Source organism: Pseudomonas sp. B37(2017), from assembly GCF_002112885.1.
GTDB classification, from domain to species: domain Bacteria; phylum Pseudomonadota; class Gammaproteobacteria; order Pseudomonadales; family Pseudomonadaceae; genus Aquipseudomonas; species Aquipseudomonas paraglycinae.
This window is the reverse complement of the sequence record NZ_NEIX01000001.1, coordinates 496,605-522,434: the sequence shown is the minus strand read 5'-3', so window position 1 is coordinate 522,434 and position 25,830 is coordinate 496,605. Positions and strand designations below refer to the sequence as shown.

The 25,830-nt window shown below is 60.3% G+C and carries 18 protein-coding genes and 2 riboswitches; of the genes, 10 read left to right on the top strand and 8 right to left on the bottom strand.

The features are described 5' to 3' along the window. Positions 1–3: 3 nt before the first annotated feature. Entirely contained in the window at positions 4–1,077 is a 1,074-nt protein-coding gene (gene cobW / locus CAF90_RS02435; RefSeq protein WP_064381326.1) for a cobalamin biosynthesis protein CobW, read from the bottom strand. Between the two features lie 98 nt (positions 1,078–1,175). Continuing rightward, positions 1,176–1,386: riboswitch (cobalamin riboswitch) on the bottom strand. A gap of 689 nt (positions 1,387–2,075) precedes the next feature. Next, positions 2,076–2,298: riboswitch (cobalamin riboswitch) on the top strand. Positions 2,299–2,419: 121 nt separating this feature from the next. Between cobW and CAF90_RS02430 the strand changes: the two genes are divergently transcribed. From CAF90_RS02430 to cobM, 4 genes are all read left to right on the top strand, one after another. Continuing rightward, positions 2,420–2,617, top strand: coding sequence for a CbtB domain-containing protein (locus CAF90_RS02430; protein WP_007959524.1), 198 nt, complete (start codon positions 2,420–2,422; stop codon positions 2,615–2,617). Positions 2,618–2,628: 11 nt separating this feature from the next. Beyond that, positions 2,629–3,330 (top strand): CbtA family protein, encoded by a 702-nt coding sequence (locus CAF90_RS02425; protein WP_085603251.1) that lies wholly within the window; start codon positions 2,629–2,631, stop codon positions 3,328–3,330. Beyond that, positions 3,327–3,740, top strand: a complete 414-nt coding sequence (locus tag CAF90_RS02420) for a cobalamin biosynthesis protein (protein ID WP_007959522.1) — start codon at positions 3,327–3,329, stop codon at positions 3,738–3,740. Before CAF90_RS02425 ends, CAF90_RS02420 begins: the two co-directional genes overlap by 4 nt. Before the next feature lie 91 nt (positions 3,741–3,831). Beyond that, entirely contained in the window at positions 3,832–4,578 is a 747-nt protein-coding gene (cobM, locus tag CAF90_RS02415; RefSeq protein ID WP_085603249.1) for a precorrin-4 C(11)-methyltransferase, read from the top strand. Positions 4,579–4,721: 143 nt separating this feature from the next. Here cobM and nfuA read toward each other — a convergent pair whose 3' ends face one another. The 3 genes from nfuA to CAF90_RS02400 all read right to left on the bottom strand — a co-directional run bounded on the left by nfuA (position 4,722) and on the right by CAF90_RS02400 (position 8,753). Beyond that, the gene (nfuA, locus tag CAF90_RS02410; RefSeq protein WP_007959519.1) at positions 4,722–5,306 is read right to left on the bottom strand and encodes a Fe-S biogenesis protein NfuA; all 585 of its coding nucleotides are present in this window, start codon (positions 5,304–5,306) and stop codon (positions 4,722–4,724) included. A 91-nt stretch (positions 5,307–5,397) separates the two neighbouring features. After that, positions 5,398–6,399: an acyltransferase gene (locus tag CAF90_RS02405; RefSeq protein WP_085603247.1), complete on the bottom strand. Its 1,002-nt coding sequence runs from the start codon at positions 6,397–6,399 to the stop codon at positions 5,398–5,400. Positions 6,400–6,458: 59 nt separating this feature from the next. Further along, a complete protein-coding gene (locus tag CAF90_RS02400) occupies positions 6,459–8,753 on the bottom strand; it encodes a fatty acid cis/trans isomerase (RefSeq protein ID WP_085603245.1) in 2,295 nt (764 codons plus the stop codon). A 158-nt stretch (positions 8,754–8,911) separates the two neighbouring features. On the opposite strand from CAF90_RS02400, the gene metH reads away from it, so the two are divergent. Together metH and CAF90_RS02390 are read left to right on the top strand one after the other, a co-directional pair. Further along, positions 8,912–12,622 carry a methionine synthase gene (gene metH, locus CAF90_RS02395; protein ID WP_085603243.1) on the top strand — a complete coding sequence of 1,237 codons (3,711 nt, stop codon included), beginning with the start codon at positions 8,912–8,914 and terminating at the stop codon, positions 12,620–12,622. A gap of 193 nt (positions 12,623–12,815) precedes the next feature. Beyond that, positions 12,816–13,034 carry a DUF2970 domain-containing protein gene (locus CAF90_RS02390; RefSeq protein WP_007959515.1) on the top strand — a complete coding sequence of 73 codons (219 nt, stop codon included), beginning with the start codon at positions 12,816–12,818 and terminating at the stop codon, positions 13,032–13,034. Positions 13,035–13,039: 5 nt separating this feature from the next. On the opposite strand, the gene CAF90_RS02385 is transcribed toward CAF90_RS02390, so the two are convergent. Continuing rightward, positions 13,040–14,113: an ABC transporter substrate-binding protein gene (locus CAF90_RS02385; RefSeq protein WP_085603240.1), complete on the bottom strand. Its 1,074-nt coding sequence runs from the start codon at positions 14,111–14,113 to the stop codon at positions 13,040–13,042. Positions 14,114–14,637: 524 nt separating this feature from the next. On the opposite strand from CAF90_RS02385, the gene CAF90_RS02380 reads away from it, so the two are divergent. Then, positions 14,638–16,296: a nitrite/sulfite reductase gene (locus tag CAF90_RS02380; RefSeq protein WP_085603238.1), complete on the top strand. Its 1,659-nt coding sequence runs from the start codon at positions 14,638–14,640 to the stop codon at positions 16,294–16,296. After that, the gene (locus CAF90_RS02375) at positions 16,280–16,774 is read left to right on the top strand and encodes a DUF934 domain-containing protein (protein WP_007959510.1); all 495 of its coding nucleotides are present in this window, start codon (positions 16,280–16,282) and stop codon (positions 16,772–16,774) included. Before CAF90_RS02380 ends, CAF90_RS02375 begins: the two co-directional genes overlap by 17 nt. A gap of 42 nt (positions 16,775–16,816) precedes the next feature. Here CAF90_RS02375 and CAF90_RS02370 read toward each other — a convergent pair whose 3' ends face one another. Both CAF90_RS02370 and sohB read right to left on the bottom strand, forming a co-directional pair. Then, positions 16,817–21,694, bottom strand: a complete 4,878-nt coding sequence (locus tag CAF90_RS02370; RefSeq protein WP_085603235.1) for an NEL-type E3 ubiquitin ligase domain-containing protein — start codon at positions 21,692–21,694, stop codon at positions 16,817–16,819. 193 nt (positions 21,695–21,887) lie between these two features. Next, complete coding sequence (sohB, locus tag CAF90_RS02365) at positions 21,888–22,910, bottom strand: protease SohB (RefSeq protein WP_085603233.1); 1,023 nt, start codon at positions 22,908–22,910, stop codon at positions 21,888–21,890. 207 nt (positions 22,911–23,117) lie between these two features. On the opposite strand from sohB, the gene CAF90_RS02360 reads away from it, so the two are divergent. Together CAF90_RS02360 and CAF90_RS02355 are read left to right on the top strand one after the other, a co-directional pair. Beyond that, the gene (locus CAF90_RS02360; RefSeq protein ID WP_007959503.1) at positions 23,118–23,828 is read left to right on the top strand and encodes a histidine phosphatase family protein; all 711 of its coding nucleotides are present in this window, start codon (positions 23,118–23,120) and stop codon (positions 23,826–23,828) included. 48 nt (positions 23,829–23,876) lie between these two features. After that, on the top strand, positions 23,877–24,194 hold the full coding sequence (locus CAF90_RS02355) for an SCP2 sterol-binding domain-containing protein (protein WP_007959502.1): 318 nt from the start codon (positions 23,877–23,879) through the stop codon (positions 24,192–24,194). A 52-nt stretch (positions 24,195–24,246) separates the two neighbouring features. Here the strand turns inward: CAF90_RS02355 and CAF90_RS02350 are convergent, their stop codons facing one another. Continuing rightward, complete coding sequence (locus CAF90_RS02350; RefSeq protein WP_085603230.1) at positions 24,247–25,830, bottom strand: ABC transporter ATP-binding protein; 1,584 nt, start codon at positions 25,828–25,830, stop codon at positions 24,247–24,249.

Here is a 25,830-nt window from a genome sequence, read left to right as displayed (position 1 = left end):
GGCTTAAACGCTGAGCGCGGCGCGCAGTTGCGCTTCGAGCTGGGCTGCGTCCAGCTCCTGACCGATCAACACCAGACGCGTCACGCGCACCTCATCGGCGCCCCACTGACGGTCGAAGTGCTTGTCGAAACGCGTACCGACGCCCTGAATCAGCAGACGCATCGGCTTGTTCGGGATCGCCGCGAAGCCTTTGACCCGCAGGATGCCGTGCTGGACCACCAGTTGCGTCAGTGCGTCGAGCAGCAGGCTTTCGTCGGCTTGCGGCAGCTCGATGGAGATCGAGTCGAAGGCGTCGTGATCGTGGTCATCGTGATCGTCATCGCCTTCACCGTGGTGGTGATCGTGATGGCTGTGGCGGCTGTCGATGTGTTCTTCGGAACCGGCACCGAGGCCGATCAGCACGTCCAGCGGCAGGCGACCGTTGCTGGCTTCGATGATTTTTACCGCTGGCGGCAGTTCTTCGGCGACTTCCAGACGGACGCGCGCGAGGTCTTCAGGGCTGGTCTGGTCGGCCTTGTTGAGGATCACCAGGTCGGCGCTGGCCAGTTGGTCGGCGAACAGTTCGTGCAGCGGCGATTCGTGGTCCAGGTTCGGATCGAGTTTGCGCTGGGCATCAACCTGATCCGGGAACGCGGCGAAGGTGCCGGCGGCCACGGCCGGGCTGTCGACCACAGTAATGACCGCGTCAACGGTGCAGGCGCTGCGGATTTCCGGCCACTGGAAGGCTTGCACCAGCGGTTTTGGCAGGGCCAGGCCCGAGGTTTCGATCAGGATATGGTCGAGGTCGCCGCGACGGGCCACCAGTTCGCGCATCACCGGGAAGAACTCTTCCTGAACCGTGCAGCACAGGCAGCCGTTGGCCAATTCGTAGACGCGGCCGGTGGCTTCTTCTTCGGTGCAACCGATGGTGCATTGCTTGAGGATTTCACCGTCGATACCCAGCTCGCCGAACTCGTTGACGATCACCGCGATGCGGCGGCCCTGGGCGTTGTCGAGCATGTGCCGCAGCAAGGTGGTTTTGCCCGAGCCGAGGAAGCCGGTGACGATGGTGACGGGGAGTTTGGCCAGTGTTTTCATCGGATGCCCTTTGGCAAGGTGGCGGGCATACGGGACGAGACCGGCAACGCGGGTGCGTGCCTGGAGAGTTCGCCACCGGATCACCCCGCCCGGTTGAAAGTGAGAATCTGTGCCGAGGCAGGTCTCCTGGCTGACGGTGTTCGGGCCTTGGCCCGGTATTCGCTGCGCCTTCCCGCTGGCTCTGGATTGAGTTGGCAGTGGCGTGGCAGCGAACAGCACCGTTCACAGTTGCGGGGGCAGCCGCGGCTTGGACCGCGTTCCCTTCTTAGCTTCGGCGTGGGCCGAAGAACCTCGAAAGCGCAAGGCTACGCAGGGTGTGGGGATGGGTCAATGGTTGGTGCTTTTTGGTTTTGTGGGCATATCCGTTGCTGCGGTAACGGCTTCTTATGGTTTCGCTCTTACAGCGAGTCCCTTTTTCAAACGCCAAAAAGGAACCAAAAGGCTTTTGCCCCGGCGTACGGCACTTCGCTTAGGCTCAGTGTTCCCTCGCTACGGTGTCCATCAGGGGGCATCGCCTACGGTTTGCTTCGCTGCACCTCCTCTCGATGTATGCGGCTGCGCCGCACGGCCTGCCGAAGGGGCAAAAAATCAAAATCAAAAGCCAAAGCAAAAGCCAGATCAAGAGCCCCCGCTCCTCACCACGCAACACGATGAGCGTTAGCTCGAGTACCGCTTTTGATCGCAGGGCCCGTCGGCAGGCTGAGTGGAGGGATTGATCCGGGGGTGGGAGCGCAGCGACCGTGCGGCGCAGCCGCATGCATCGAGAGGAGGTGCAGCGAAGCAAACCGTAGGCGATGCCCCCGGATCGATCCCGGAGCGAAGGAACCCCGAGCCTCAGCGAGGGGCCGTACGTCAGGGTTAGAGACCTTTTGGTTACTTTTGGGGCGTTTGCCAAAAGTGACCCGCCGTAAGGGCGGAACCCTAAGCAGCCATAACCGCAGCAACGGATCTGCCCCCAATCCCAATCCCAATTGACTCAAATCCCCCGCCCATGGTCTCCTACACAACTTGTTACGGGTGCCCCTCACAGGGTGAAACGGGAAACCGGTGAATCATGTGCTTTACTCTAAAGCCATGTCAGTCCGGTGCTGCCCCCGCAACGGTAAGCGAGCGAAGCGTCAGATCCACTGTGCCCACGGGCATGGGAAGGTGACGCTTGCAGGTCGGCCAGACGCCAACCCCTCGTGAGCCCGGAGACCGGCCCGCAACACACAGTGCGCATCCTTGCGTCACTGAACATAACAAACCCGCGGTGGGCGGGCGCTGTTCGAACCTCTGCGTGCCCGGCCGCAGGGGTTTTCATGCGCTCTATTCACCCGCTGACACTCCAGAGGGAAGCGCCATGTCGATCATCAGCAGCACCGGCAGCAATTCGGACAAGATCTCCAGCACCACCACCCTGAGCCAACGCCTGACCGCCGCCGTCTGCGCGTCGATCCTCGGTGCGTGCCTTGTGTATTTCGCCGGTTTCTCGCACATCGAAGCGGTGCACAACGCCGCCCACGATACCCGCCACAGCGCCGCGTTCCCGTGCCACTGAGACCTGACGACATGATCAAGCGTATTGCGCAGACCGCAGGTTTCACCGGCCTTCTGGCCGCCCTGCTCCTGACGTTGCTGCAAAGCTTCTGGGTTTCGCCGCTGATTCTGCAGGCCGAAACCTTCGAGAAAGCCGAGCCGGTGGCCGAAGTTCACGAACACGCCGCCGGCACCGCCGCCCACACCCACGATGCCGAAGCCTGGGAGCCGGAAGATGGCTGGCAGCGCGTGGTCTCCACCACCGGCGGCAATCTGGTGGTTGCCGTGGGTTTCGCCCTGATGCTGGCGGGTCTGTACACCCTGCGCGCCCCGACCAAAACCTCGCAAGGCCTGCTCTGGGGGCTGGCCGGTTATGCGACCTTCGTGCTCGCGCCGACCATGGGTCTGCCACCTGAACTGCCAGGCACTGCCGCTGCGGATCTGGCCTCGCGGCAGATGTGGTGGATCGGCACTGCGGCCTCCACCGCTGTCGGCCTGTCCTTGATCGCGTTCAGCCGTAACTGGCTGATGAAGATCCTCGGCGTGGCGATCCTTGCCGTGCCGCACGTGATCGGCGCGCCACAACCGGAAGTGCATTCGATGCTCGCTCCGGAAGCCCTGGAAGCTCAGTTCAAAATCGCTTCGCAGCTGACCAACGTCGCGTTCTGGCTGGCCCTGGGCCTGATCAGCGCCTGGTTGTTCCGCCGCAAAAGCGAAGGTCAGTACCACGCATGACCGATGACAGCGCAGCGCCGACCTTCGTGGTCGGCCTGGGCTGCCAGCGCGGCTGCCCGGCCAGCACGCTGCGTGCATTACTTGATCAGGCGTTGCAGGCGCATCGAATTGATCTTGAGAAGGTCAAGGCGCTCGCCAGTATCGACCTCAAGCGCGACGAACCCGGTTTGCAGGAACTCGCCACCCAACTGGCGCTGCCATTGCTGTACTTCAGCAGCGAGGAACTGGCCAGTTATCAGCAACGTTTGAGTCACCATTCGCAAATCGCCTTCGAACGCACCGGTTGCTACGGTGTGGCGGAAAGTGCCGCGCTGGCGCTCGCCGAACAGCTGATCAGCGGCCCTGCAAAACTGCTGATTTCCCGGCAAAAGTACGCTCAGGCAACTCTGGCATTGGCCGGCGCGGCGTAAATTCCCGATAATCCCCGCTTTCGATCATGAGCATTCTTCATCTGAAGGGCTTGTGAAGCACTGCCCTGCCCCTTTTTTACAGGATCCAACGATGACCGTTTACTTCATCGGCGCCGGCCCCGGCGACCCGGAATTGATCACTGTCAAAGGCCAGCGGCTGATCCGCAGCTGCCCGGTGATCATCTACGCAGGTTCGCTAGTGCCGACGGCGGTGCTGGAAGGTCATTGCGCTGAAACCGTGGTCAACAGCGCCGAGCTGCACCTGGAGCAGATCATCGACCTGATCAAGACCGCCCACGCCAAGGGCCAGGATGTGGCGCGGGTACATTCGGGGGATCCGAGCCTGTATGGCGCCATTGGCGAGCAGATTCGTTATTTGCGCGAGCTGGGTATTCCGTTCGAGATCATTCCCGGTGTGACCGCCACCGCCGCGTGCGCCGCGCTGTTGGGCGCCGAACTGACCCTGCCGGACATCTCGCAAAGCGTGATTCTTACCCGATATGCGGACAAGACCGCGATGCCGGTTGGCGAAGAGCTCGGCAATCTGGCGCAGCACGGGGCGACCATGGCGATTCATCTGGGGGTCAGTCATCTGGAGAAGATCCTGGCTGAGCTGCTGCCGCATTACGGCGCGGATTGCCCGATCGCGGTGATTCATAGGGCGACGTGGCCGGATCAGGACTGGGTGGTCGGGACGCTGGAGGATATTGCCGGGAAGGTGGCGGCCAAGGGGTTTCGGCGTACGGCGTTGATTCTGGTCGGGCGGGTGTTGGGCAGCGATCATTTCAGTGAGTCGTCGCTGTATCGCGCCGGGCATGCACATCTTTACCGCCCATGACAGCCCTTTCGCGAGCAAGCCCGCTCCCACATTTGATCGCATTCCAAATGTGAGAGCGGGCTTGCTCGCGAAGGCGTCATTGAATCTCACGCATAAAAAAACGGCGCTCACGGGGCGCCGTTTTTCATGCCGCAGCGAACACCTTAGTAGTAGGCGTTTTCTTTCTGCGTGTGGTCGGTCACGTCGCGAACGCCCTTGAGCTCCGGAATGCGTTCGAGCAGGGTGCGCTCGATGCCTTCCTTCAGGGTTACGTCCGCCTGGCCGCAGCCCTGGCAACCGCCGCCGAACTGCAGCACGGCAATGCCGTCTTCAACCACATCGATCAGGCTGACCTGACCGCCGTGGCTGGCCAGCCCCGGGTTGATTTCGGTTTGCAGGTAATAGTTGATGCGCTCGTTGATCGGGCTGTCAGCGTTGACCATCGGGACTTTGGCGTTTGGCGCCTTGATGGTCAGTTGGCCGCCCATGCGGTCGGTGGCGTAGTCGACGACGGCATCATCGAGAAACGCTTCGCTGAACGAGTCGATGTACGCGGTGAAGCTTTTCAGCCCCAGCGCCGTGTCTTCAGGTTTCTCTTCGCCCGGCTTGCAGTAGGCAATGCAGGTTTCGGCGTACTGGGTGCCAGGCTGGGTGATGAAAACGCGGATGCCGATGCCCGGGGTGTTCTGCTTGGAGAGCAGATCGGCCAGGTAATCATGGGCGGCGTCGGTAATGGTAATAGCGGTCATGGAGACTCCTCGCAGGCTTGAGGCGGAGTTTACGCCAATCGGCGCGCGGCACAAAGTCCTAGTATTTACGTAGGAATAGTTCGCAAATCGGCTAAGCGCCAGGTTCACCGTCAATCCGCGCTTTAAGCCATTGATAACTGCGTTTTTCGACCCATTCGTAGCTCAGCCACGAACCGATAGCGATGGCCAGCGCACAGACGACAAACATCAAATACGGGTTGATCCCGTAGCGTCGGGCCAGATAACCGCCGGCCGACAGCACCAGCACATGCATCAGATACACCGAGTAAGAACAGTCACCCAGCAGCTTGAGCAGCCTGTTGCGCTCGACATGCCGCTCCAGCGCCATGCTGGCCATGACCAGCACCGCACTGGGCACGCCCCAGGTCAGCAATCGGGGTTCCGGCGGCAGATGATAGATCGCCAGCAACGCCGCGCCGATCCCCAATAAGGGCAGCCAGAGCGCCGGCCCGATCCATCCCCGACGGTAAAGCATGCCGATACCGATCCCCAGCAGGAACTCATAAACGATGTCCGAGCGATAAAACTCGCTGACCCAGCCAAACCCGGTCCAGGCCTGGCACACCGCAAACAGCAGCGCCGCAACCACCAGCAAGCGGACTTGCAGCCGGAACAACAGCGCCCAGGCGAACAGCACGTAGAACAACATTTCGTAATTCAGGGTCCAGCCGACATTCAGGGTCGGATAGATCCCATAGCCGCCGGGGTTTTCGGTCGGGATAAACAGCAACGACAGCAGCAAATGATTCCAGTCCACCGTCTGATCCGGCAGCAACGGCCGGGCGAACACCACCAGCAACGCCATCAGCACCGTGTAGAGCCAATACGCCGGGACAATGCGAAACAGTCGATACAACAGAAACCGCGCCGGCGGCAGTGCCTTGCCTTCGGTGGACAGGAAAATCACCAGCCCGCTGATCACGAAAAAGATATCGACGCCCACGGCGCCCTTGTCGATGAACAGCTGGCCTATCGGCCCGCGCGCCTCGAAGTCGAAGAAAATCTGCATGAAGTGATGGCAGACCACCGCCCACGCGGCGAGCGCTCGCAGGGCCTGCACTGAAATCAACATCGATGGTGCTCCCGATCCCGTACTTCACAGGATTGGGACAACCGCCATCGCTCAAACGATCAAAGATTCTCGTACCGGTTCATGTCCAGCACACCCTCTTCCACCGGGTCGGTTTCGTGGATGTACTGGCTCAAATCATGGAAATAGAACCAGAACTGCGGATGGCTGCGGCGGATACCCCAACGTTCGACGATTTTCTCGAACTGCGCGGCGTCCTTCGCACTCTCCATGGCATCGACAAACGCCGGCACCTGATCCGCCGGGATGTTGAACATGAAATTCGGGTAGCTGCTTAGCACACCCGGATAGATCGTCAGCGTGTCCAGCCCCGGTTGATAGCGCAGCGATTCACCGAGCAGGAACGCCACGTTGCTGTGCGCACGGTTGCGCAGCAGGCTGTAGACCTCGCGCTTGCCGCTGCGGGTTTCAACCCGAAGCATGGTCGCTTCCGGCAATTGATCGATCACTTTCAGGCCGGCTGCCGGGCGCGAAGTCAGGCGACTGAGGGCCTGCTCGGCGTTCTGCAACGCCGGATCAATGTTCGGGCGCGAGCAATAAGCGTCTTCGCAGCGGTTGATCGGATCCGGACGCGCATTGAGATCGCCGTAGCGCGCCAGCAATTGCATGGCGAAATCGTGCTTCGGGTCTTTCTCGTCGAGTTTCAGCGCGGTTGGCTTATCGTCATCGATGGCTTCGTAATCGAGCCACATCTTGAACTGGCCGCTGCTCTGGTACCAATCGTCGAGGTAACCCTCGCGGGAGTCGGCGGGCATCAGGCGCAGGAAGTTCTGTTCGGCACCGTTGCGGATCAGGTCGAAATACAAGCGCGTTTGCGCCTGATGGGAAACGTTGCCGAACACATCGAAATTCACCGCCAACTGGTAATAGGTGCGCTCCAGCAGCGGATAGTCGAACAGCCACATGGTCTGCGGCACTTCGCCGATCAGGCCTTTGGTCACAGAAGCGCTGTCGAAGTGGCGGAAGATGCTGAGCAAGGCGTTGTCGTTGCCTGCCCACAGGGTCGACCAACTCGGCGCCGGCAGGTCGGCGTAGCTGTCACGGCGCAGGGCTTCGTACTTGTTTCGCTTGTTGCGGTAGTTGTGCCACAGGCTCAGGACACTGCCGACATCGTCGTTCTGCCCCGGCATGGCCAGCAATGGCGTGGCCTGGCCGCGATAGTTCGGGTCGGTGATGTACAGATCGTGTTCCGGTGCCTGGAACAGCGCCCAGAAGTTGTCGCGGATCACGTCGGTCGCGATCTGCCCACGGCACACCGGGCCGCGAATGAAGGTGCGCACGAAGTATTCGGCGTTATCAAGCATGAACTGGTAACGCGCCTGCGCCGGGATCGCCTCGAAGGTCGCGAACGGGTTGGCCCGGCTCTGCGGCCCGTAGCCCGGCAAGGCGTTGACCTGCCAGTTGCCGTTGTAGAACAGGCTTTTGACCCGCGCCATCTTCGCCGCGCTCAGCGGATAGGTGATGTGGGTCTTGTGCACGATCACGCCCTGCACCGGCCACAGGCGGTAATACACCTGAGTGCCCGGATCGTCGTTCGGGCGACGCGTGGCGATCAGATCGATCGGCTTCCCCGTCGGTGTGCGCGAACGCACCCACTGGAAGTAATGCCCCGGCTCGCCGTCCTTGAAATAGATGTGCGCCAGGAACCAGTGCTCGTACAGCCAGCGCCCGACCAGACTTTCCCGCGCGCCGGGCTGGTTGAGCAGGTTTTCCCACTGGACGATTTGCAGCGCTTCCTTGGTGCTCGGCGCCAGGCCTTGCTCATCGATCGGCGCGCCGGACGCCAGCCAGCGTTGCAGCGTCTGATATTGCTGATCGGTCAGGCCAGTCACCGCCAGCGGCATGCCCTCTTTCGGGTGGGCGCCGGCATAGCCGTCGAATTCGGCGGGCATCGCGCACAGGTTCTCGCGGTTGAGGCCCAGCACGATGTCTTCCGGCAGCTTGGCGTTGGGGGTCAGTGGTGTTTTGTGTCCCAGCTCCAGCATGCGCGCCATCAGCGCGGCCTGGCTGCCTTGGGCGTCGAGCACCGAATAGAAGTCTTTCTGCTGCCAGGCACGTTTGCCGAAGGCGTCATAGAACAGCCGCGTGGTCGGTGCCGCCTGGGTGCGTTCGCCATCGTAGACCGGCATCTTGCTCGCGCCACGGGCCGCGCCTTCGCCGCTGCCAAGGTTCAACTGACAGGCAGAGTCGTAACACGCATGGCAGGCCACGCACTTCTCGGTGAAGATCGGCTGGATGTCTCGGGTGTAGGAGATAGGAGAAGAAATAGCGGGACTCTGCGCCGCCGCGCCAAAGCTTAAAAACAGCAATGCAATGCTGATGACGCGGTACGACATATCCCTGATCCTGATCCTGAAGAAAAACGCCGCGATTCTACCGTTATGACGCCCGTACCAACATGAGCGATATTCATGCAAAAGCGCCACATGCTCTAAATCGGCACAGGTTTGTTATGATCCCGCTCCTTCGTCATGGTCTTTTTCGAGTAGTCCCAATGTCCGATCGCAGCGTCCGCCTTCAAGCTCTCAAGCAAGCTCTCAAAGAGCGCATCCTGATTCTCGACGGCGGCATGGGCACGATGATCCAGAGCTACAAGCTCGAAGAGCAGGATTATCGCGGCAAACGCTTCGCCGACTGGCCGAGCGACGTCAAGGGCAACAACGACCTGTTGGTCATCACCCGCCCTGATGTTATCGGCGGTATCGAAAAAGCTTATCTGGATGCCGGTGCCGACATCCTGGAAACCAACACCTTCAACGCCACCCGGATTTCCATGGCCGACTACGGCATGGAAGAACTGGCCTACGAACTCAACGTAGAAGGCGCACGACTGGCGCGCAAGGTCGCTGATGCCAAGACTGCCGAGAACCCCGACAAGCCGCGCTTCGTCGCCGGCGTGCTCGGTCCTACGAGTCGCACCTGCTCGCTGTCGCCGGACGTCAACAACCCGGGCTATCGCAACGTCACCTTTGACGAGCTGGTGGAGAACTACACCGAAGCCACCAAAGGTCTGATCGAGGGCGGCGCCGACCTGATCCTGATCGAAACCATCTTCGACACCCTCAACGCCAAAGCCGCGATCTTCGCCGTGCAAGGTGTGTTCGAAGAACTGGGCTTCGAGTTGCCGATCATGATTTCCGGCACCATCACCGACGCCTCCGGCCGTACCCTGTCGGGCCAGACCACCGAAGCGTTCTGGAACTCCGTGGCCCACGCCAAACCGATTTCGGTGGGTCTGAACTGCGCCCTCGGCGCCCGCGAACTGCGTCCGTACCTGGAAGAACTGTCGGACAAGGCCAGCACCCACGTATCGGCGCACCCGAACGCCGGTCTGCCGAACGAATTCGGCGAGTACGACGAGCTGCCGGTGGACACCGCCAAAGTCATCGAAGAATTCGCCCAGAGCGGTTTCCTCAACATCGTCGGCGGTTGCTGCGGCACCACGCCGGGCCACATCGAAGCCATCGCGAAAGCCGTCGCTGGTTACGCGCCACGGCAGATTCCGGACATTCCAAAGGCCTGCCGCCTGTCGGGCCTGGAGCCGTTCACCATTGATCGCAGCTCGCTGTTCGTCAACGTCGGCGAGCGGACCAACATCACCGGTTCCGCGAAATTCGCCCGCCTGATCCGTGAAGACAACTACACCGAAGCCCTGGAAGTCGCCCTGCAGCAGGTCGAGGCCGGCGCCCAGGTGATTGACATCAACATGGACGAAGGGATGCTCGATTCGAAGAAGGCCATGGTGACCTTCCTCAATCTTATTGCTGGCGAGCCGGACATCTCCCGCGTACCGATCATGATCGACTCCTCGAAGTGGGAAGTGATCGAAGCCGGCCTCAAGTGCATTCAGGGCAAGGGCATCGTCAACTCGATCAGCATGAAAGAAGGCGTCGAGCAGTTCATCCACCACGCCAAGCTGTGCAAGCGCTACGGCGCCGCCGTGGTAGTGATGGCGTTCGACGAAGCCGGTCAGGCCGACACCGAAGCGCGCAAGAAAGAAATCTGCAAACGCTCCTACGACATTCTGGTCAACGAAGTCGGCTTCCCGCCGGAAGACATCATCTTCGACCCGAACATCTTCGCCGTGGCCACCGGTATCGAAGAACACAACAACTACGCTGTGGACTTCATCAACGCCTGTGCCTACATCCGCGACGAACTGCCGTACGCCCTGAGCTCCGGCGGCGTGTCCAACGTGTCGTTCTCGTTCCGCGGCAACAACCCGGTGCGCGAGGCGATCCACTCGGTGTTCCTGCTGTACGCGATCCGCGCCGGCCTGACCATGGGTATCGTCAACGCCGGTCAGCTGGAGATCTACGACCAGATCCCGCAAGAACTGCGCGACGCCGTTGAAGACGTGATCCTCAACCGCACCCCGGAAGGCACCGACGCCCTCCTCGCCATCGCCGACAAGTACAAGGGCGACGGCAGCGTCAAGGAAGCCGAGACCGAAGAATGGCGCAGCTGGGACGTCAACAAGCGTCTGGAGCATGCGCTGGTCAAAGGCATCACCACTCACATCGTCGAAGACACCGAAGAATCGCGTCAGTCCTTTGCGCGCCCGATCGAAGTGATCGAAGGCCCGCTGATGTCCGGCATGAACATCGTCGGTGACCTGTTTGGCGCCGGCAAAATGTTCCTGCCGCAGGTGGTGAAATCCGCCCGTGTGATGAAGCAGGCTGTGGCTCACCTGATTCCGTTCATCGAACTGGAAAAAGGCGACAAGCCGGAAGCCAAGGGCAAGATCCTCATGGCCACCGTGAAAGGCGACGTACACGACATCGGCAAGAACATCGTCGGCGTGGTACTGGGTTGCAACGGCTATGACATCGTCGACCTCGGCGTAATGGTCCCGGCCGAGAAAATCCTGCAGGTGGCCAAGGAGCAGAAGTGCGACATCATCGGCCTGTCCGGTCTGATCACTCCGTCGCTGGATGAAATGGTCCACGTGGCCCGCGAGATGCAGCGCCAGGACTTCCACCTGCCGCTGATGATTGGCGGCGCGACCACCTCCAAGGCGCACACGGCGGTGAAGATCGAGCCGAAGTACAGCAACGACGCGGTGGTCTACGTGACCGACGCCTCCCGCGCCGTGGGCGTGGCGACACAGTTGCTGTCCAAGGAACTGAAAGCCGGTTTCGTTCAGAAGACCCGTGAAGAGTACATCGACGTCCGTGAGCGCACTGCCAACCGCAGCGCCCGTACCGAACGCCTGAGCTACGCGGCCTCGATCGCCAAGAAACCGCAGTTCGACTGGGCCTCCTACACCCCGGTCAAACCGACCTTCACCGGCACCCGCGTGCTGGACAACATCGACCTCAACGTGCTGGCCGAGTACATCGACTGGACGCCGTTCTTCATCTCCTGGGACCTGGCCGGCAAATTCCCGCGCATCCTCGAAGACGAAGTGGTCGGTGAAGCGGCGACCTCGCTGTACAAGGACGCCCGCGAGATGCTGACCAAGCTGATCGACGAGAAGCTGATCAGCGCCCGTGCGGTGTTCGGCTTCTGGCCGGCCAATCAGGTCCATGACGACGATATCGAGCTGTACGGCGATGACGGCAAGCCGATGGCCCGCCTGCATCACCTGCGCCAGCAGATCATCAAGACCGACGGCAAACCGAACTTCTCCCTGGCCGACTTCGTCGCGCCGAAGGACAGTGAAGTGACCGACTATGTCGGTGGTTTCATCACCACCGCCGGCATCGGCGCCGAAGAAGTGGCCAAGGCCTATCAGGACGCTGGCGACGATTACAACTCGATCATGGTCAAGGCCCTGGCCGACCGTCTGGCCGAAGCCTGCGCCGAGTGGCTGCACCAGCAGGTGCGTAAAGAGCATTGGGGTTACGCCAAGGATGAAGCCCTCGACAACGAAGCGCTGATCAAAGAGCAGTATTCCGGCATCCGCCCTGCCCCGGGCTACCCGGCGTGCCCGGATCACACCGAGAAGGCCACCCTGTTCGCCCTGCTCGACCCTGAAGCCCAGGAAATGCGCGCCGGCCGCAGCGGCGTGTTCCTGACCGAGCACTACGCGATGTTCCCGGCGGCAGCGGTCAGCGGCTGGTACTTCGCCCATCCGCAGGCGCAGTATTTTGCCGTGGGCAAGGTCGACAAGGATCAGGTGCAGAGCTACACCTCGCGCAAAGGCCAGGAACTGAGCCTGACCGAACGCTGGCTGGCGCCTAATCTGGGTTACGACAACTAATACAGCTTCACGAAATACCCTGTGGGAGCGAGCTTGCTCGCGAAAACGGTCGATCATTCAGCATTAATGTTGAATGGCGCGCCGCCATCGCGAGCAAGTCGGATCGTCGCACCGTCGCTCCCACAGTTCGTTTTGCGGTGTTCTCCAGATGGTTGGCTATGCTTGTCTGACACACACGACAGACGGGGGATTTATGGACGATCCAGTCGACAACAAGCCACCGACCTTCTGGCAGATGCTGCACAGCGTCATGGCGGCGGCGTTCGGGGTGCAGAGCGGCAAGAACCGGGCAAGGGACTTCACCCACGGCAAGCCCAGCCATTTCATCTTTTTGGGCATTGCGTTCACGGCGGTGTTCGCCCTGACGCTGTTCGGCATCGTGCAACTGGTGGTGCATCTGGCGGGCGTCTGATCCGCTCAGCGCATCAACGTCTGCAGATTGAACGGATAGCGATACGAAACCGGACGGCCCTTCGCCGAGAGCTTGCGAAAGTGCACGCCGTAGTCCGGTGAGGTGCCCATGGCCAGCATTCGGCGGGCATGATCCTTGTCGATCAATTGCAGCAAGGAAATCTGCCGGTCGCGGCCACCGTAGCGGTTCAAGTCGACGCCCTGCGCATGATCGTGCACTTCCACCAGCGCCCAGCCCCCCAGGGTGAAATGACCGCCGAGCAATGCACTCAAGCGTCCGTCGATCATGGCCTGCAACGCCGCAGGCGAGGTGTTGACCGCGCTGAACAGCACGTCTTTGCCCGGCACTTTCCCGATCTCTGAAACCGCTCGCATCGCACCAAAAGCCATTTCGTCGTTGGCCGCCCACACCAGTGATACCTTCGGGTAACGAACCAGCAACTGCCGGGCCTGCTCGTAAGCACGCTGCTGTGTCCAGCCGCCATAGACCAGTTGCCGCAAACGGACCTCAGGATGTTCGGCCAGCGCCCGCTGCATGCCTTGCTCGCGCAACTGCGACGACGGCGTGATCTTCAGGCCAGAAAACGCCAGCAATTCGATGCTGGCGCCGGGGGCCACCGGTGGATGCAGGCGGATCAACTCCTTCATCAGCAGGTAACCGCCCTCCTCGTCATTGGGCACGAGGCTGCCGATCCGGTCGGCCCGGTCCCCGACCAGCGCTTGCTGATTGGGGGTCAGTGCGGCGTTGACGATAAACAGCTTCACCCCGCTCTGATTGGCCATGCGCAGAATCTGCGGCGCGATGTATTGCTCGTTGGCGAACATCAGATAGTCGGGGCGATCAGGGCCCTGCAAGGCCACCCGGGCCTGGGCCAGAGTCATTTCGGGCTGGCGCTGGGAATAGAGGATGCGCAGATCGATGCCCAGATCCCGGGCGGCAGCCTGCATGAATTGCGAGTAGCTGACCCAGAACGCTTCGTCGGTGGCGCCCGGATTCAGAAACAACACCGACTCTGCCCGCGCACTGGTCCCGAAGGCCATGCCCAGCAAAAGCAGACTGATGTGGAGAAACTTGAACATGAAACATCCGGGCCCAGAGAAAAATGGCCGCGCATTATAGCCATTCAATCGCCGGCCATTAGCGCCTGATCCCGCTTTTTGTCCGACAATCGTCGGAGGCGGGCCCGGACGAGTCGTTTTACTGATGGCTGACCCAAAACACCGCCGTTCCAACGACCAGAATGATCAGGAACAGAATGGCCCATGCATCGACGCTGCTATCGCTTTTCCTTGCCTTGGTTGGGTTGCTCATTGCATCGCCTCTTGTCGGTTTTATCGGTGATTGCAGAAAGACTCGACCACAGTTAAGACGATGATTGTCCGCACTACAAATGTGGGTTAGTTGACAGTGATTCTCGTTAGGCGATTTGGTTCTTTCCATATACTCAAACATCACTTTTGCGCATAACTGCAAACGGGTATATTGCCCCGGCTCCGTCATGGAGTGCGCGGCCGTGCGCGCAGAATTGCAGAGGAACCATCGGACTCCAGCAAGCGAAAACGCAGCGTTTTCCGAGTGGCCAAAGCCTGAGAACAGGACTTATATGTACGTATACGACGAGTACGATCAGCGGATCATCGAGGACCGCGTCAAGCAGTTCCGTGATCAGACCCGACGCTATCTGGCAGGTGAGCTGAGCGAAGAAGAATTCCGCCCTCTGCGCCTGCAAAATGGCCTGTACATCCAGCGTTTCGCGCCGATGTTGCGCGTGGCGGTGCCTTACGGCCAGCTGACTTCGCGTCAGACGCGCATGATGGCAAAAATCGCCCGCGACTATGACAAGGGCTACGCCCACATCAGCACGCGGCAGAACGTGCAGTTCAACTGGCCGGCGCTGGAAGACATCCCGGAGATTCTCGCCGAGCTGGCCACCGTGCAGATGCACGCGATCCAGACCAGCGGCAACTGCCTGCGCAACGTCACCACCGACCAGTTCGCCGGTGTTGCGTTCGATGAGCTGATCGACCCGCGTCCTTGGTGCGAAATCGTTCGTCAGTGGACGACCTTCCACCCGGAATTCGCTTACTTGCCGCGCAAGTTCAAGATCGCCGTCAACGGTTCGACCTCCGACCGCGCGGCCATCGAAGTCCACGACATCGGCCTTGAGCCGGTGCACAACGCTGCTGGCGAACTCGGTTTCCGCGTGCTGGTCGGCGGTGGTCTGGGCCGTACCCCGGTGGTCGGCGCGTTCATCAACGAATTCCTGCCATGGCAGGACCTGTTGAGCTACCTCGATGCCATCCTGCGGGTCTACAACCGCTACGGCCGTCGTGACAACAAATACAAGGCGCGGATCAAGATCCTCGTCAAGGCGCTGACCCCGGAAGTCTTCGCCCAAAAAGTCGATGCCGAAATGGAACACCTGCGTGGCGGCCAGACCACGCTGACCGAAGCCGAAGTGCATCGCGTCGCCAAACACTTCGTCGATCCGGACTACAAGGCACTGAGCAGTCAGGACGCTGAGCTGGCCGCCCTCGACAAAGAGCATCCGGGCTTCGCCCGCTGGCGCACCCGCAATACCCTGGCGCACAAGAAGCCGGGTTATGTGGCCGTGACCCTGTCCCTGAAGCCGACCGGCGTTGCGCCGGGCGACATTACCGACAAGCAGCTCGACGCCGTCGCCGACCTGGCTGACCGCTACAGCTTCGGTCAACTGCGCACCTCCCACGAGCAGAACATCATTCTGGCCGACGTAGAGCAGAGCCAGCTGTTCACCCTTTGGGGCGAACTGCGTGAAGGTGGCTTCGCCACGCCGAACATCGGCCTGTTGACCGACATCATCTGCTGCCCTGGCGGTGATTTCTGCTCCCTGGCCAACGCCAAGTCGATCCCGATCGCCGAATCGATCCAGCGCCGTTTCGACGACCTGGACTACCTGTTCGACATCGGTGAACTGGACCTGAACATCTCCGGTTGCATGAACGCCTGCGGTCACCACCACGTCGGCCACATCGGCATTCTGGGTGTGGACAAGAAAGGTGAAGAGTTCTACCAGGTCTCGCTCGGCGGCAGCGCCAGCCGTGACGCCAGCCTGGGCAAGATCCTCGGCCCGTCGTTCGCCCAGGACGACATGCCGGACGTGATCTCCAAGCTGATCGACGTGTACGTAGAACAGCGCACCGAAGACGAGCGCTTTATCGACACCTACCAGCGTATTGGCATCGACCTCTTCAAGGAACGCGTCTATGCAGCGAATCATTAAGAACAACGAGGTCGTCGACGAAACCTGGCACCTGCTGCCCAAGGATTTCAACATCGACGAAATCAGCAACTGCGACGACCTGATCGTCCCGCTGCAGCTGTGGCGTGAACACGCGCGCATGCTCAAGGCGCGCGATGGCGGTCTGGGTGTGTGGCTGGACGCCGATGAAGAAGCCGAAGAAATCGGTGACGACGTCAATGAGTTCCAGGTGATTGCCCTGAACTTCCCGGCGTTCACCGATGGCCGCAACTACTCCAACGCCCGCCTGCTGCGTGACCGTTACGGTTTCAAAGGCGAATTGCGGGCGATTGGCGACGTGCTGCGCGACCAGCTGTTCTACATGCGCCGTTGCGGTTTCGATGCCTTCGCCCTGCGCGCAGACAAAGACCCGTACGACGCACTGGAAAGCCTCAAGGACTTCTCGGTGACCTATCAGGCCGCCACTGACGAACCGCTGCCGCTGTTCCGTCGCCGCTGATCGTGTACCCGAGCCTGCATTCGCAGGCTCGGGTATTGCCGTTTATCCCTCTCTTGTTCCCAATCTGTTCGGGCCCGGCGTGACCGGCAAGCTCAGCCCTGGATGCCTCGCCAGCGCCGCATTGGTCAGCTGTTTGCGCAGTTCCAGGCTTTCATTTCTGAAATTGTCGAAAATCGTCGTCATTTGCTGGCTGGCTGCTTCACGAGAAAGTCCGACTTGCGCTTCCAGTCGCGCAAACGCTAGAGCGCTGCGATCGAGAACGCTGGTAAATGCATCCTGACGTGTCGTCAGCAAATACTCGGCCCAGAACTCCTGCCTGCTGACTGACTCGGAAAGTTGCGCCGTCTGTTCAGCCCTCACGACCTCCAGATACGCATGATCGATCTGCGCGTCGGTCACCTCGGCATCCAGTGGCATATTCAGCTCCGTGGGTTGCGCCGGCAACGCCAGGCGCTGCGCCAGTCGCACCCGATAAATCAGGCTGATATCCAGTGCCTGACGCTGAGTGAAAGCTCCTGCGCGGGAACGCCGCGCGATATCGAGCAACGCCTGTTTCTCTACCTGCTGCAACCGGAACAGCCCGCGCAACAGACGAACCAGATCGCCTTCGAGCGTCTGTGTACCGGTGCGGGCCGCCGCCGCTGCCCGATAACACAGAACCCTGACCTCCAGATCGCTGAACAGTCCCGCAACATTGGGCGCATTGCTCCAGCCTGTGCGGGCCATGCGAAACAGTGCGCGACGCAACGAGTCGTCCTCGCAGGCAGCTTCCAGTACATTCCATACTCGCTGCCCGAGCTGTTCGCGGGTTCGGGCGTAATCGGACGTTTCACGCAGTTGCATGAGCACTTCAAAAAAGTCTCTCGAGTCCGGATCGGCCGACAGTGACGACAACACTTGCTTCGCCCGACCGATCTCCACCGTCGGCAAGCCGTTTACCCATCCCGCCCCTTCCCGATCACCGGCCAGTCGTGCGGTGCTGGTGTACTCAGTGATGGTGACGCCCAGACTTATACCTTGTGACTGCTGGTACACAGCGATGGCTTGCAGGCTTTCTGTCGACAACGGATTGCCATCGATCGTGGTGCCCCGATTCAGTACAGCACGGGCGGTGAACACGGAAGACGGGATATCGACGATCTGGTTGTTGCGCAGATCGAGTGATTCCAGGTGCGCAAGCGCATCGGTCGCGGGCCATTCGGTAATGCCGGTGTTGCGCAGATTCAGGTGGCGCAGATTGCGCATCGCGCTGACATCCGGAGTGCGCCCCAAGAGGGGGTTGAAGCCCAGATCCAGTGTGTGCAGGTGATGCTTGCCGGCCAGCTCTACAATCGCCTGCTGAGTAAGCCGGATACGGTTGTTGCTCAGATCCAGACCTGTCAGCCCCGGCATGTCGCCGATCGCGACAGGGATGCGTGTCAGTCCGTTTCCTGACAGGTTCAGCACCCTCAGTCCGGGAAAATTACGCAGAAACGTGTTCAAACCTGCACTGGCGCCAACGCCGCTCATTTCCAGCGCGGTGATGTGGGCAAAGTCACCGATAAGGGTCGGCATATCCCCCAACGGCACCGCATCGAGCGTCAGATTGTAGGTCGGATGCCTCGGGTGCGACGCGTCGCGGGTTTCCTTGCGCCACGCGCGCAGAATGGCTTGCATGGCCCGGGCCTTGCTGTGGACCGGAACCTTGAGCCTGGGCCCTTCTTCATCCTGATAGTACGTGTCGCGATGAGTCCAGCGCTCCAGGGTTTCCACCATCGTCCGGTATTGCTCGCGCAACCGCTCAAGCGATCTGATGGCCAACACTTCGTCGGCGCCCAGTGAGGTCACGAAACGTTTGATCTGTGCGGTTGATTGGGTCGGGTACAACTCCTGCGCTCGACGCACGAGCGCGGGCGAAATGCCCAGAGATGGACTTGAAGGTGCCGATTGTTCGTCGGTGACCTGTTCGATCCGGGGATCTGCCAGCCTCATGGGTGAACGGTAACTCGAGCGCACCGGTGCAATTTCCAGCACCTTGGCGAAGGCTTCGCGCCGCTGCAGCGCCAATGCAGTGATTTTCTGGCGCAAGCCCGTGCCGTCGACGTCCGTTTCAACGCCGATGGCCTTGCGACTGTGGGCAGGAAGGCTTTCCCACAGCGCCTGAAAAAAACTCGCCCGGGTGCGTGACGGATGACTGGAGACGCTATTGTTGCGCGCATCCTGAACCTGATAACGCTCGGCATAGGCTTCGACAAGCACTTTGTGTGTAGCGTCGCTCGGGCCAACGACGGCCCGCTGATCGGCGTACACACCCCAGTCCAGAATTTCGACAAATACATCGCCAGGCCAGCCCGGCAAATGGCTCAAGGTGTCGAGTACCAGCATGTCGGCATCGCGCCCACTGGCGGCGTCCAGATATAACCCCTCGTAAGCGCGGTTCAACCGCTGTACCAGCTGATAGCGCCTGGCCTCCTCGGCCAGACGCAACGGTACGATATCGGATTCAAGCTGCGCCCATTCACGCGCATCGGCGTGTTGCACCAGTTCGTCGGCGACACTGGCTGAAAGCCCTGGAAACGCCTTGATGATCGACTCGCCTCTGGAAAGCTCGCAAACGTCGGTCCGCCGGAACAACCGGTCCATCATCGCCATGCGCATCCGCGGCGCCAGCCCGGCAATGTGCTTGCCCAGTAACGCAACCTGGTTTTTCGACTCCACGGTGGCCGAACCCAGCAAGCGAGTGCGCTCACTGTCGCTGAGTGCCGCCAGGAGAGGTGCATAAAACTGACCGTTGCGCAGTGCATCCTCACTGAGGCTCACCTGGCGAGCAGTCTTGTCTGCGCCATAGCGTGTCACTTCGTTACCAGTGATGTCCTTCACAAGGATGGCCATGTCCTGTGGCCAGCGACCTGCCCCTGTCAGCAAATACAGTTGCAGATCCGCATCCGCCAGCGACGCAGACGCGGGCGTATCAATTTGCGTCATGAACTGGCTGACGTCGGAATCGGCACGAAAGCGTCTAACCGAATCCGTGAGCATCGCCATCGGCTTGCCGCGTTCGACAAACAACTTGCGCATGGCCGCCTGGCTGATCCCGCTGGCCGCAATGACTTGCAGGGCACGGATGTCTGAAATCCTTTCCTCGCGAAAACCCAGACGACGGAACAGGGTCAGCGAATTCCACTCGTGGGGGAGTTCGGAATCATGACGCCAGGCGCCAGCCCCATTGGTCTCGAGCAGCGGTGAATAACGTCCCGGCTGTTGCGGGTCATGTACCTCCCACAAGTCGGTGCCAGTGACCGGGCGCACTGCGTAGGCATCGAGCCCCAGCGGCAAATAGCGATTGTCTGCAAGCCATACAAGCCCTTGCGCATCCGCTGCAAAGCTGCGGGGCAATGGCTCACGCTGACGGTAAGCCGCCATGTCCGGATTCCACAGGCGATAAGACATTGGGCCAGCCGGAACGCGCCGAAGTCCCTGCATGAAACTCGACGAACGCACGACTGTGTAGGCTTTGCCGACAGCAACACCGCCAGCGGCAAAACCCGCCATGAGGATCAGGTTTTCAAGCGTGTCGAACAGGCAATCGGTGGCATGTTCCTGGTCACCGTGGGCCCAACTGTCGAAGCCCTCGTAGATCTGACCGAGCAGCTGTATCCCGGCGACGGCACAAATGACCTCGCCAAGGACCGGCACGAAGGACACAAAGAACAACAGGGTATTCAGCCCGATGGCTTTATAGGAGTCTTGCCTGGCAAGGCGGGTTTTCTCGTCTTCATCATCCGTCGGCACCACCAGCAGGCGAGTATCGGCCAGAACCTGCGCCGCGCGGTGTTCGAACATCGCGAGAAACAGGTTCTGTCTTGCGTCACCCTGGAGATCGAGCCCTGAGAGCGGAAGAAAGGTCGTGGAAACGGGAAACTGGTTCGGTCGGGCTTTCAACAGTCGTACATCGAGCCCGGTGAGGAAAACCGAACGGTCTTTCATCTGGATAAAGCGCATGAAAAAACTGCGAAACTGCGAGTTGCGTAAACGCCCGCTCAACTCGAGCTCGAATTTCTGGAAGGTCGGGTATTCCTTGAGAGGATGATCGGGATCGCCAGGGGTGTAGATCACACAACGGTAATCGCCATCCGTATGTTCACTGACTGGACCGATGAACATCGGCCCCCTGAGCTGTACCCCGAGCATTTCAAGGCTTTGATAACCCAGGGTGTTCTTGCCCAGCTTAATTGAAGGATCCGAGTTCCTGACCGACTCAAGCATGTGGTAAACATCGGAACTGATATGCCCACGCATATAAGCGATATGCCGCTCGACATCGAACTGGTCACTGGAACAGGCGATAGCGGATTCCTGCAAGCTTGCGACCTCGCTGTCACTACCGAAGAACCCTTCCACATGTTTCTGATATTGTTTGCCCAGATCCAGATAACGGCAAAGCCTGGCAAATTCGTGAGGCTGTATCGACAATACCTTATTATTGCGCCCGGTTATCTGCTGCGGGATGTACAGCAAGGAACTCTCGTGATAAGTGCTGGCCAGGGTTTCCGACAATTCGAAATTCTCGCAGGCCGCGGTCAACAAATCGCGATTGATGGGCAGCACCAGTTTTCTGCGCAGCCCCAAGAGGCTGGACGTAGAGCGCACATGCTGAAATATCGCCCCTTCGACCTCAAAGTCTTCGCCCAGCTTCTCGGCCATGGCCTTGGCCAGCAGGGGCGTGCAAAAGCTCTGAGGGGATTTCAATGTGCGCAATTGTTCCAGCGCGGTTTGACGGGATTTGAAACTGGTCTTGAAACTTTCATAAAGATCGTTTCGGGCAGTTTCCGAAGACTCCAGCAACCAGCCAGGAATCTGTTTTTTATACAGGTCAAAAAAAACGCCCTGTTGAGCGGGCGTCATGACAGGCGAAATCGAATCACTCTTTTCAACATCCATGTTTAGCAACTTTATTTCTGAGAGGAGCTTTCAGAGTAAAGTTTCAGTCTCTTTCAATACAGCGCGATTAGTTGATGAATCAACCAACAAAACAACAACAATATGCAACTATAAAATAACTATATACCGCACCTTCTTCCGCTGAAAATGCAGCACGCCCGCGAGCCTGATTGCTCACGGGCGTGTGAAGTTTTTACCAGAAGCGCTGCTGAGTCAGCCGGCTCCACCAGCTCAGCAACACGCGATCAACCGAGCCGCTCGCCGCCATGCCGATACGCTCCTGCAGGCTTTTGCGTTCGGCGTAGTGCAGGTGATAGACCTCGGACTGCTTGGCACGCTCGGCCAAGTATTCATCGCTGGTCTTGAGCTCGTCGACCAGTTGCTTGTCCAGCGCCGCGATGCCGAGCCAGACTTCACCGGTGGCGACCTCGTCGATCGCCAGTTGCGGGCGATAACGGGCGACGAAGTTCTTGAACAGTTGGTGAGTGATGTCCAGGTCTTCCTGGAACTTCTCCCGGCCCTTCTCGGTGTTTTCGCCAAACACGGTCAGGGTGCGTTTGTATTCGCCGGCGGTCAGGACTTCGAAATCGATGTCGTGCTTTTTCAGCAGGCGGTTGACGTTGGGCAACTGCGCGACAACGCCGATGGAACCGAGGATGGCGAACGGCGCACTGATGATCTTCTCGCCGATGCACGCCATCATGTAGCCGCCGCTGGCCGCGACCTTGTCGATGCACACGGTCAACGGCACACCGGCTTCACGAACGCGCGCCAGTTGCGACGAGGCCAGGCCGTAGCTGTGCACCATTCCGCCGCCGCTTTCCAGACGCAGGACCACTTCGTCCTTCGGCGTGGCCAGGGTCAGCAGCGCGGTGATCTCGTGGCGCAGGCTTTCGGTGGCGGAAGCCTTGATGTCGCCGTCGAAGTCCAGCACGAACACCCGAGGCTTGGCGTCGGGTTTCTTCTTCTGTTTCTTCTCGGATTTGGCCTGGCCCTTGCGCAAGGCCTTGAGCTGATCCTTGTCGAGCAGGGTCTGCTCCAGCCGCTCACGCAGGCCTTTATAGAAATCGTTGAGCTTGCTGACCTGCAACTGGCCCGCGGATTTGCGCCGGCCCTTGCTGCGCAACGCAGCGAAACTCGCCAGCACCACCAGAATGGCGATGACCAGCGTCACGGTCTTGGCCAGGAAACTGGCGTATTCAGTGAAAAACTCCACAGTGACTCCTTCAAACGATGCGCGGTCGTGAAACACACGCGGGAATTGGCTCCAGCATACCCATGCACCGGCCCGTCGGCCAGCCGTGAAACCTCTGGCAACAAGGCTGGAACGGGCATTTCAAACAAGCGTATGTTTTTTCATTGACAGCTCACCGTCATCCCCATAACCTCGCCACAACCTTCAACGTACCGGGATGACGCGGACGTGGGCAGCATCTACTTGATTCGACATGGCCAGGCCTCCTTTGGTGCAGACGACTATGACGTCCTGTCGCCGACCGGTGTACGCCAGGCAGAAATCCTCGGCCGTCACCTCGCCGAACTCGGAATCAGCTTCGACCGCTGCCTGTCGGGCGACCTGCGCCGCCAGCAACACACGGCCAACAGCGCGCTGGAACAGTTCGCCGCTGTCGGCCTGCCGGTACCGGCTCTGGAAATCGATTCGGCTTTCAACGAATTCGACGCCGACGCCGTGATCCGCGCCCTGCTCCCGGCCATGCTGCCGGAAGAACCCGAAGCACTGGAAATCCTGCGCAACGCCGCGCAAAACCGTGGCGAGTTCCAGCGCATCTTCGCCCTGATCATCGAGCGCTGGCTCGCCGGCACCTATGACACACCGGGCCTGGAAAGCTGGCTGGGTTTCGTCGAAAGGGTACAGGCCGGGCTGCAGCGGATTCTTGAACAGGCCGACAACACCCAGAAAATCGCGGTGTTCACCTCCGGTGGCACCATCACCGCCCTGCTCCACCTCATTACTCAAATGCCTGCCCGGCAGGCCTTTGAACTGAACTGGCAAATCGTCAACACCTCGCTCAACCAGCTGAAGTTCCGCGGTCGCGAGGTGGCTCTGGCTTCCTTCAACAGTCATGCACATTTGCAACTGCTGAAGGCCCCGGAACTCATCACGTTTCGCTGAGTCCGGATTACTGTGACCCTGCTGCAATCAACCAAAAAGGATCGAACCATGACCTCCGTAGCTGATGCCGTAAAAGCAATGCAAGCCAAGTTCAACCCAGCCGCCGCTGCCGGTCTGGATCTGGTCTTCGGTTTCAACATCACTGACGAAGACAAGCAATACGCCCTGATCGTCAAAGACGGCACCTGCGACATCCAGGAAGGCGAAAACCCGGACGCCAACTGCACGCTGGTGCTGGACAGCGAAACCCTGAAAGGTATCGTCAGCGGCGAAACCGACGGCATGCAGGCTTTCATGGGCGGCAAGCTGCGCGTTGAAGGCGACATGATGCTGTCGATGAAACTGTCCGAGCTGTTCCCGGCTTAAGACCGCAGCCAGTCTGCAAACAAATCCCGCCCCTGTGGCGGGATTTGTCGTTTCAGGCGTTCACACCGGCAAACGACGCCGCCAGCAGCTCCCGCGTATACGGGTGCCGGGCCGAATGGAACAACCCGGCCGTTTCACCACGCTCCACCACCTCTCCATCCTTCATCACGATCAGATCGTGGGCCAGCGCCCGCACCACCGCCAGGTCATGACTGATGAACAGATAGGTCAGACCGTGCTCCTCCTGCAACCGGCGCAGCAACGCGACGATCTGTTTCTGCACCGTGCGATCCAGCGCCGAGGTCGGCTCATCCAGCAGAATCAGATCCGGCTTGAGCACCAGCGCCCGAGCGATGGCAATGCGTTGCCGTTGCCCGCCGGAAAACTCGTGGGGATAGCGATGACGCGTCGCCGGATCGAGCCCGACCTCCTTCAGTACATCGATCACTGCCTGCTCGCGCGCCTGCGCATTCAAGTCACTGTGCACCTGCAAACCTTCGGCAATGATCTGCTCCACGCACAAGCGCGGGCTGAGGCTGCCGAACGGATCCTGAAACACCACTTGCAGGCGTTTGCGCAGCGGACGCAACTGTTTACCGCTCAGTTGCTCAAGCGCCTCGCCCTTGAAGCGAATGCTGCCGTCGGCGTCGATCAGCCGCAGGATCGCCTGACCCAACGTGGATTTACCCGATCCCGACTCACCGACAATGCCCAGAGTCTTGCCCCGTTGCAGGTTCAGATCGATGCCGTTGACCGCATGCAGATACGACTTGGCCCGCAGCCACCCGCCGCCCAGAGGAAAACGCACATTCAGATCGCGAACCTCGAGCAAATCCTCCGCCGCATCACGGCACAGCGCCGCACCGCCGGGTTCGGCGTTGAGTAATTCGATGCTGTAGGGATGCTGCGGCGCGCGGAACAATTGCTCGCAGCTCGCCTGCTCGACGATTTCGCCCGCGCGCATCACCGCCACCCGTTGGGCGATGGTGCGCACCAGATTCAGGTCGTGACTGATGATCAGCAGGGCCATACCCAGCCGCTGTTGCAGCTCCTTGAGCAGCAACAGAATCTTGCGCTGCACCGTGACGTCCAGGGCGGTGGTCGGCTCATCGGCGATCAGCAACTGCGGTTCGCACGCCAGCGCCATGGCGATCATCACCCGCTGCCGCTGCCCGCCGGAGAGCTGATGCGGATAAGCCTTCAGCCGCTCGCGCGGACGCTGAATGCCGACCAGTTCCAACAATTCCAGAATCCGTTTGCGCGCTGCCGCGCCCGCCAGGCCTTTGTGCAGCGCCAGGCTTTCGCCGAGTTGCCGCTCGATGCTGTGCAACGGGTTCAGCGAGCTCATCGGCTCCTGAAAAATCATCGCGATGCGGTTGCCGCGCAGTTGCTGCAAGTAACGCTCGTGCACACCCAGCAATTCTTCGCCGCCGTAGCGGATGCTGCCGTCGATCTGCGTGATGTTCGGATCCAGCAGTTGCAGAATGCTGTGGGCCGTCACCGACTTGCCGGAACCCGATTCGCCCACCAGCGCCAGACATTCCCCCGGGCAAATGTCGAGGTCGATGCCGTGCACCACTTCCTGCCCTTTGAACGCCACCCGCAGGTCGCGTATTTCGATCAGATGTTCGCGCAT

What these genes read in the sequence shown, in the direction of transcription:
- cobW (WP_064381326.1), bottom strand. Translation starts at nt 1,077, where the DNA reads ATGAAAACACTGGCCAAACTCCCCGTCACCATCGTCACCGGCTTCCTC.
- CAF90_RS02430 (WP_007959524.1), top strand. Translation starts at nt 2,420, where the DNA reads ATGTCGATCATCAGCAGCACCGGCAGCAATTCGGACAAGATCTCCAGC.
- CAF90_RS02425 (WP_085603251.1), top strand. Translation starts at nt 2,629, where the DNA reads ATGATCAAGCGTATTGCGCAGACCGCAGGTTTCACCGGCCTTCTGGCC.
- CAF90_RS02420 (WP_007959522.1), top strand. Translation starts at nt 3,327, where the DNA reads ATGACCGATGACAGCGCAGCGCCGACCTTCGTGGTCGGCCTGGGCTGC.
- cobM (WP_085603249.1), top strand. Translation starts at nt 3,832, where the DNA reads ATGACCGTTTACTTCATCGGCGCCGGCCCCGGCGACCCGGAATTGATC.
- nfuA (WP_007959519.1), bottom strand. Translation starts at nt 5,306, where the DNA reads ATGACCGCTATTACCATTACCGACGCCGCCCATGATTACCTGGCCGAT.
- CAF90_RS02405 (WP_085603247.1), bottom strand. Translation starts at nt 6,399, where the DNA reads ATGTTGATTTCAGTGCAGGCCCTGCGAGCGCTCGCCGCGTGGGCGGTG.
- CAF90_RS02400 (WP_085603245.1), bottom strand. Translation starts at nt 8,753, where the DNA reads ATGTCGTACCGCGTCATCAGCATTGCATTGCTGTTTTTAAGCTTTGGC.
- metH (WP_085603243.1), top strand. Translation starts at nt 8,912, where the DNA reads ATGTCCGATCGCAGCGTCCGCCTTCAAGCTCTCAAGCAAGCTCTCAAA.
- CAF90_RS02390 (WP_007959515.1), top strand. Translation starts at nt 12,816, where the DNA reads ATGGACGATCCAGTCGACAACAAGCCACCGACCTTCTGGCAGATGCTG.
- CAF90_RS02385 (WP_085603240.1), bottom strand. Translation starts at nt 14,113, where the DNA reads ATGTTCAAGTTTCTCCACATCAGTCTGCTTTTGCTGGGCATGGCCTTC.
- CAF90_RS02380 (WP_085603238.1), top strand. Translation starts at nt 14,638, where the DNA reads ATGTACGTATACGACGAGTACGATCAGCGGATCATCGAGGACCGCGTC.
- CAF90_RS02375 (WP_007959510.1), top strand. Translation starts at nt 16,280, where the DNA reads ATGCAGCGAATCATTAAGAACAACGAGGTCGTCGACGAAACCTGGCAC.
- CAF90_RS02370 (WP_085603235.1), bottom strand. Translation starts at nt 21,694, where the DNA reads ATGGATGTTGAAAAGAGTGATTCGATTTCGCCTGTCATGACGCCCGCT.
- CAF90_RS02355 (WP_007959502.1), top strand. Translation starts at nt 23,877, where the DNA reads ATGACCTCCGTAGCTGATGCCGTAAAAGCAATGCAAGCCAAGTTCAAC.
- CAF90_RS02350 (WP_085603230.1), bottom strand. Translation starts at nt 25,830, where the DNA reads ATGCGCGAACATCTGATCGAAATACGCGACCTGCGGGTGGCGTTCAAA.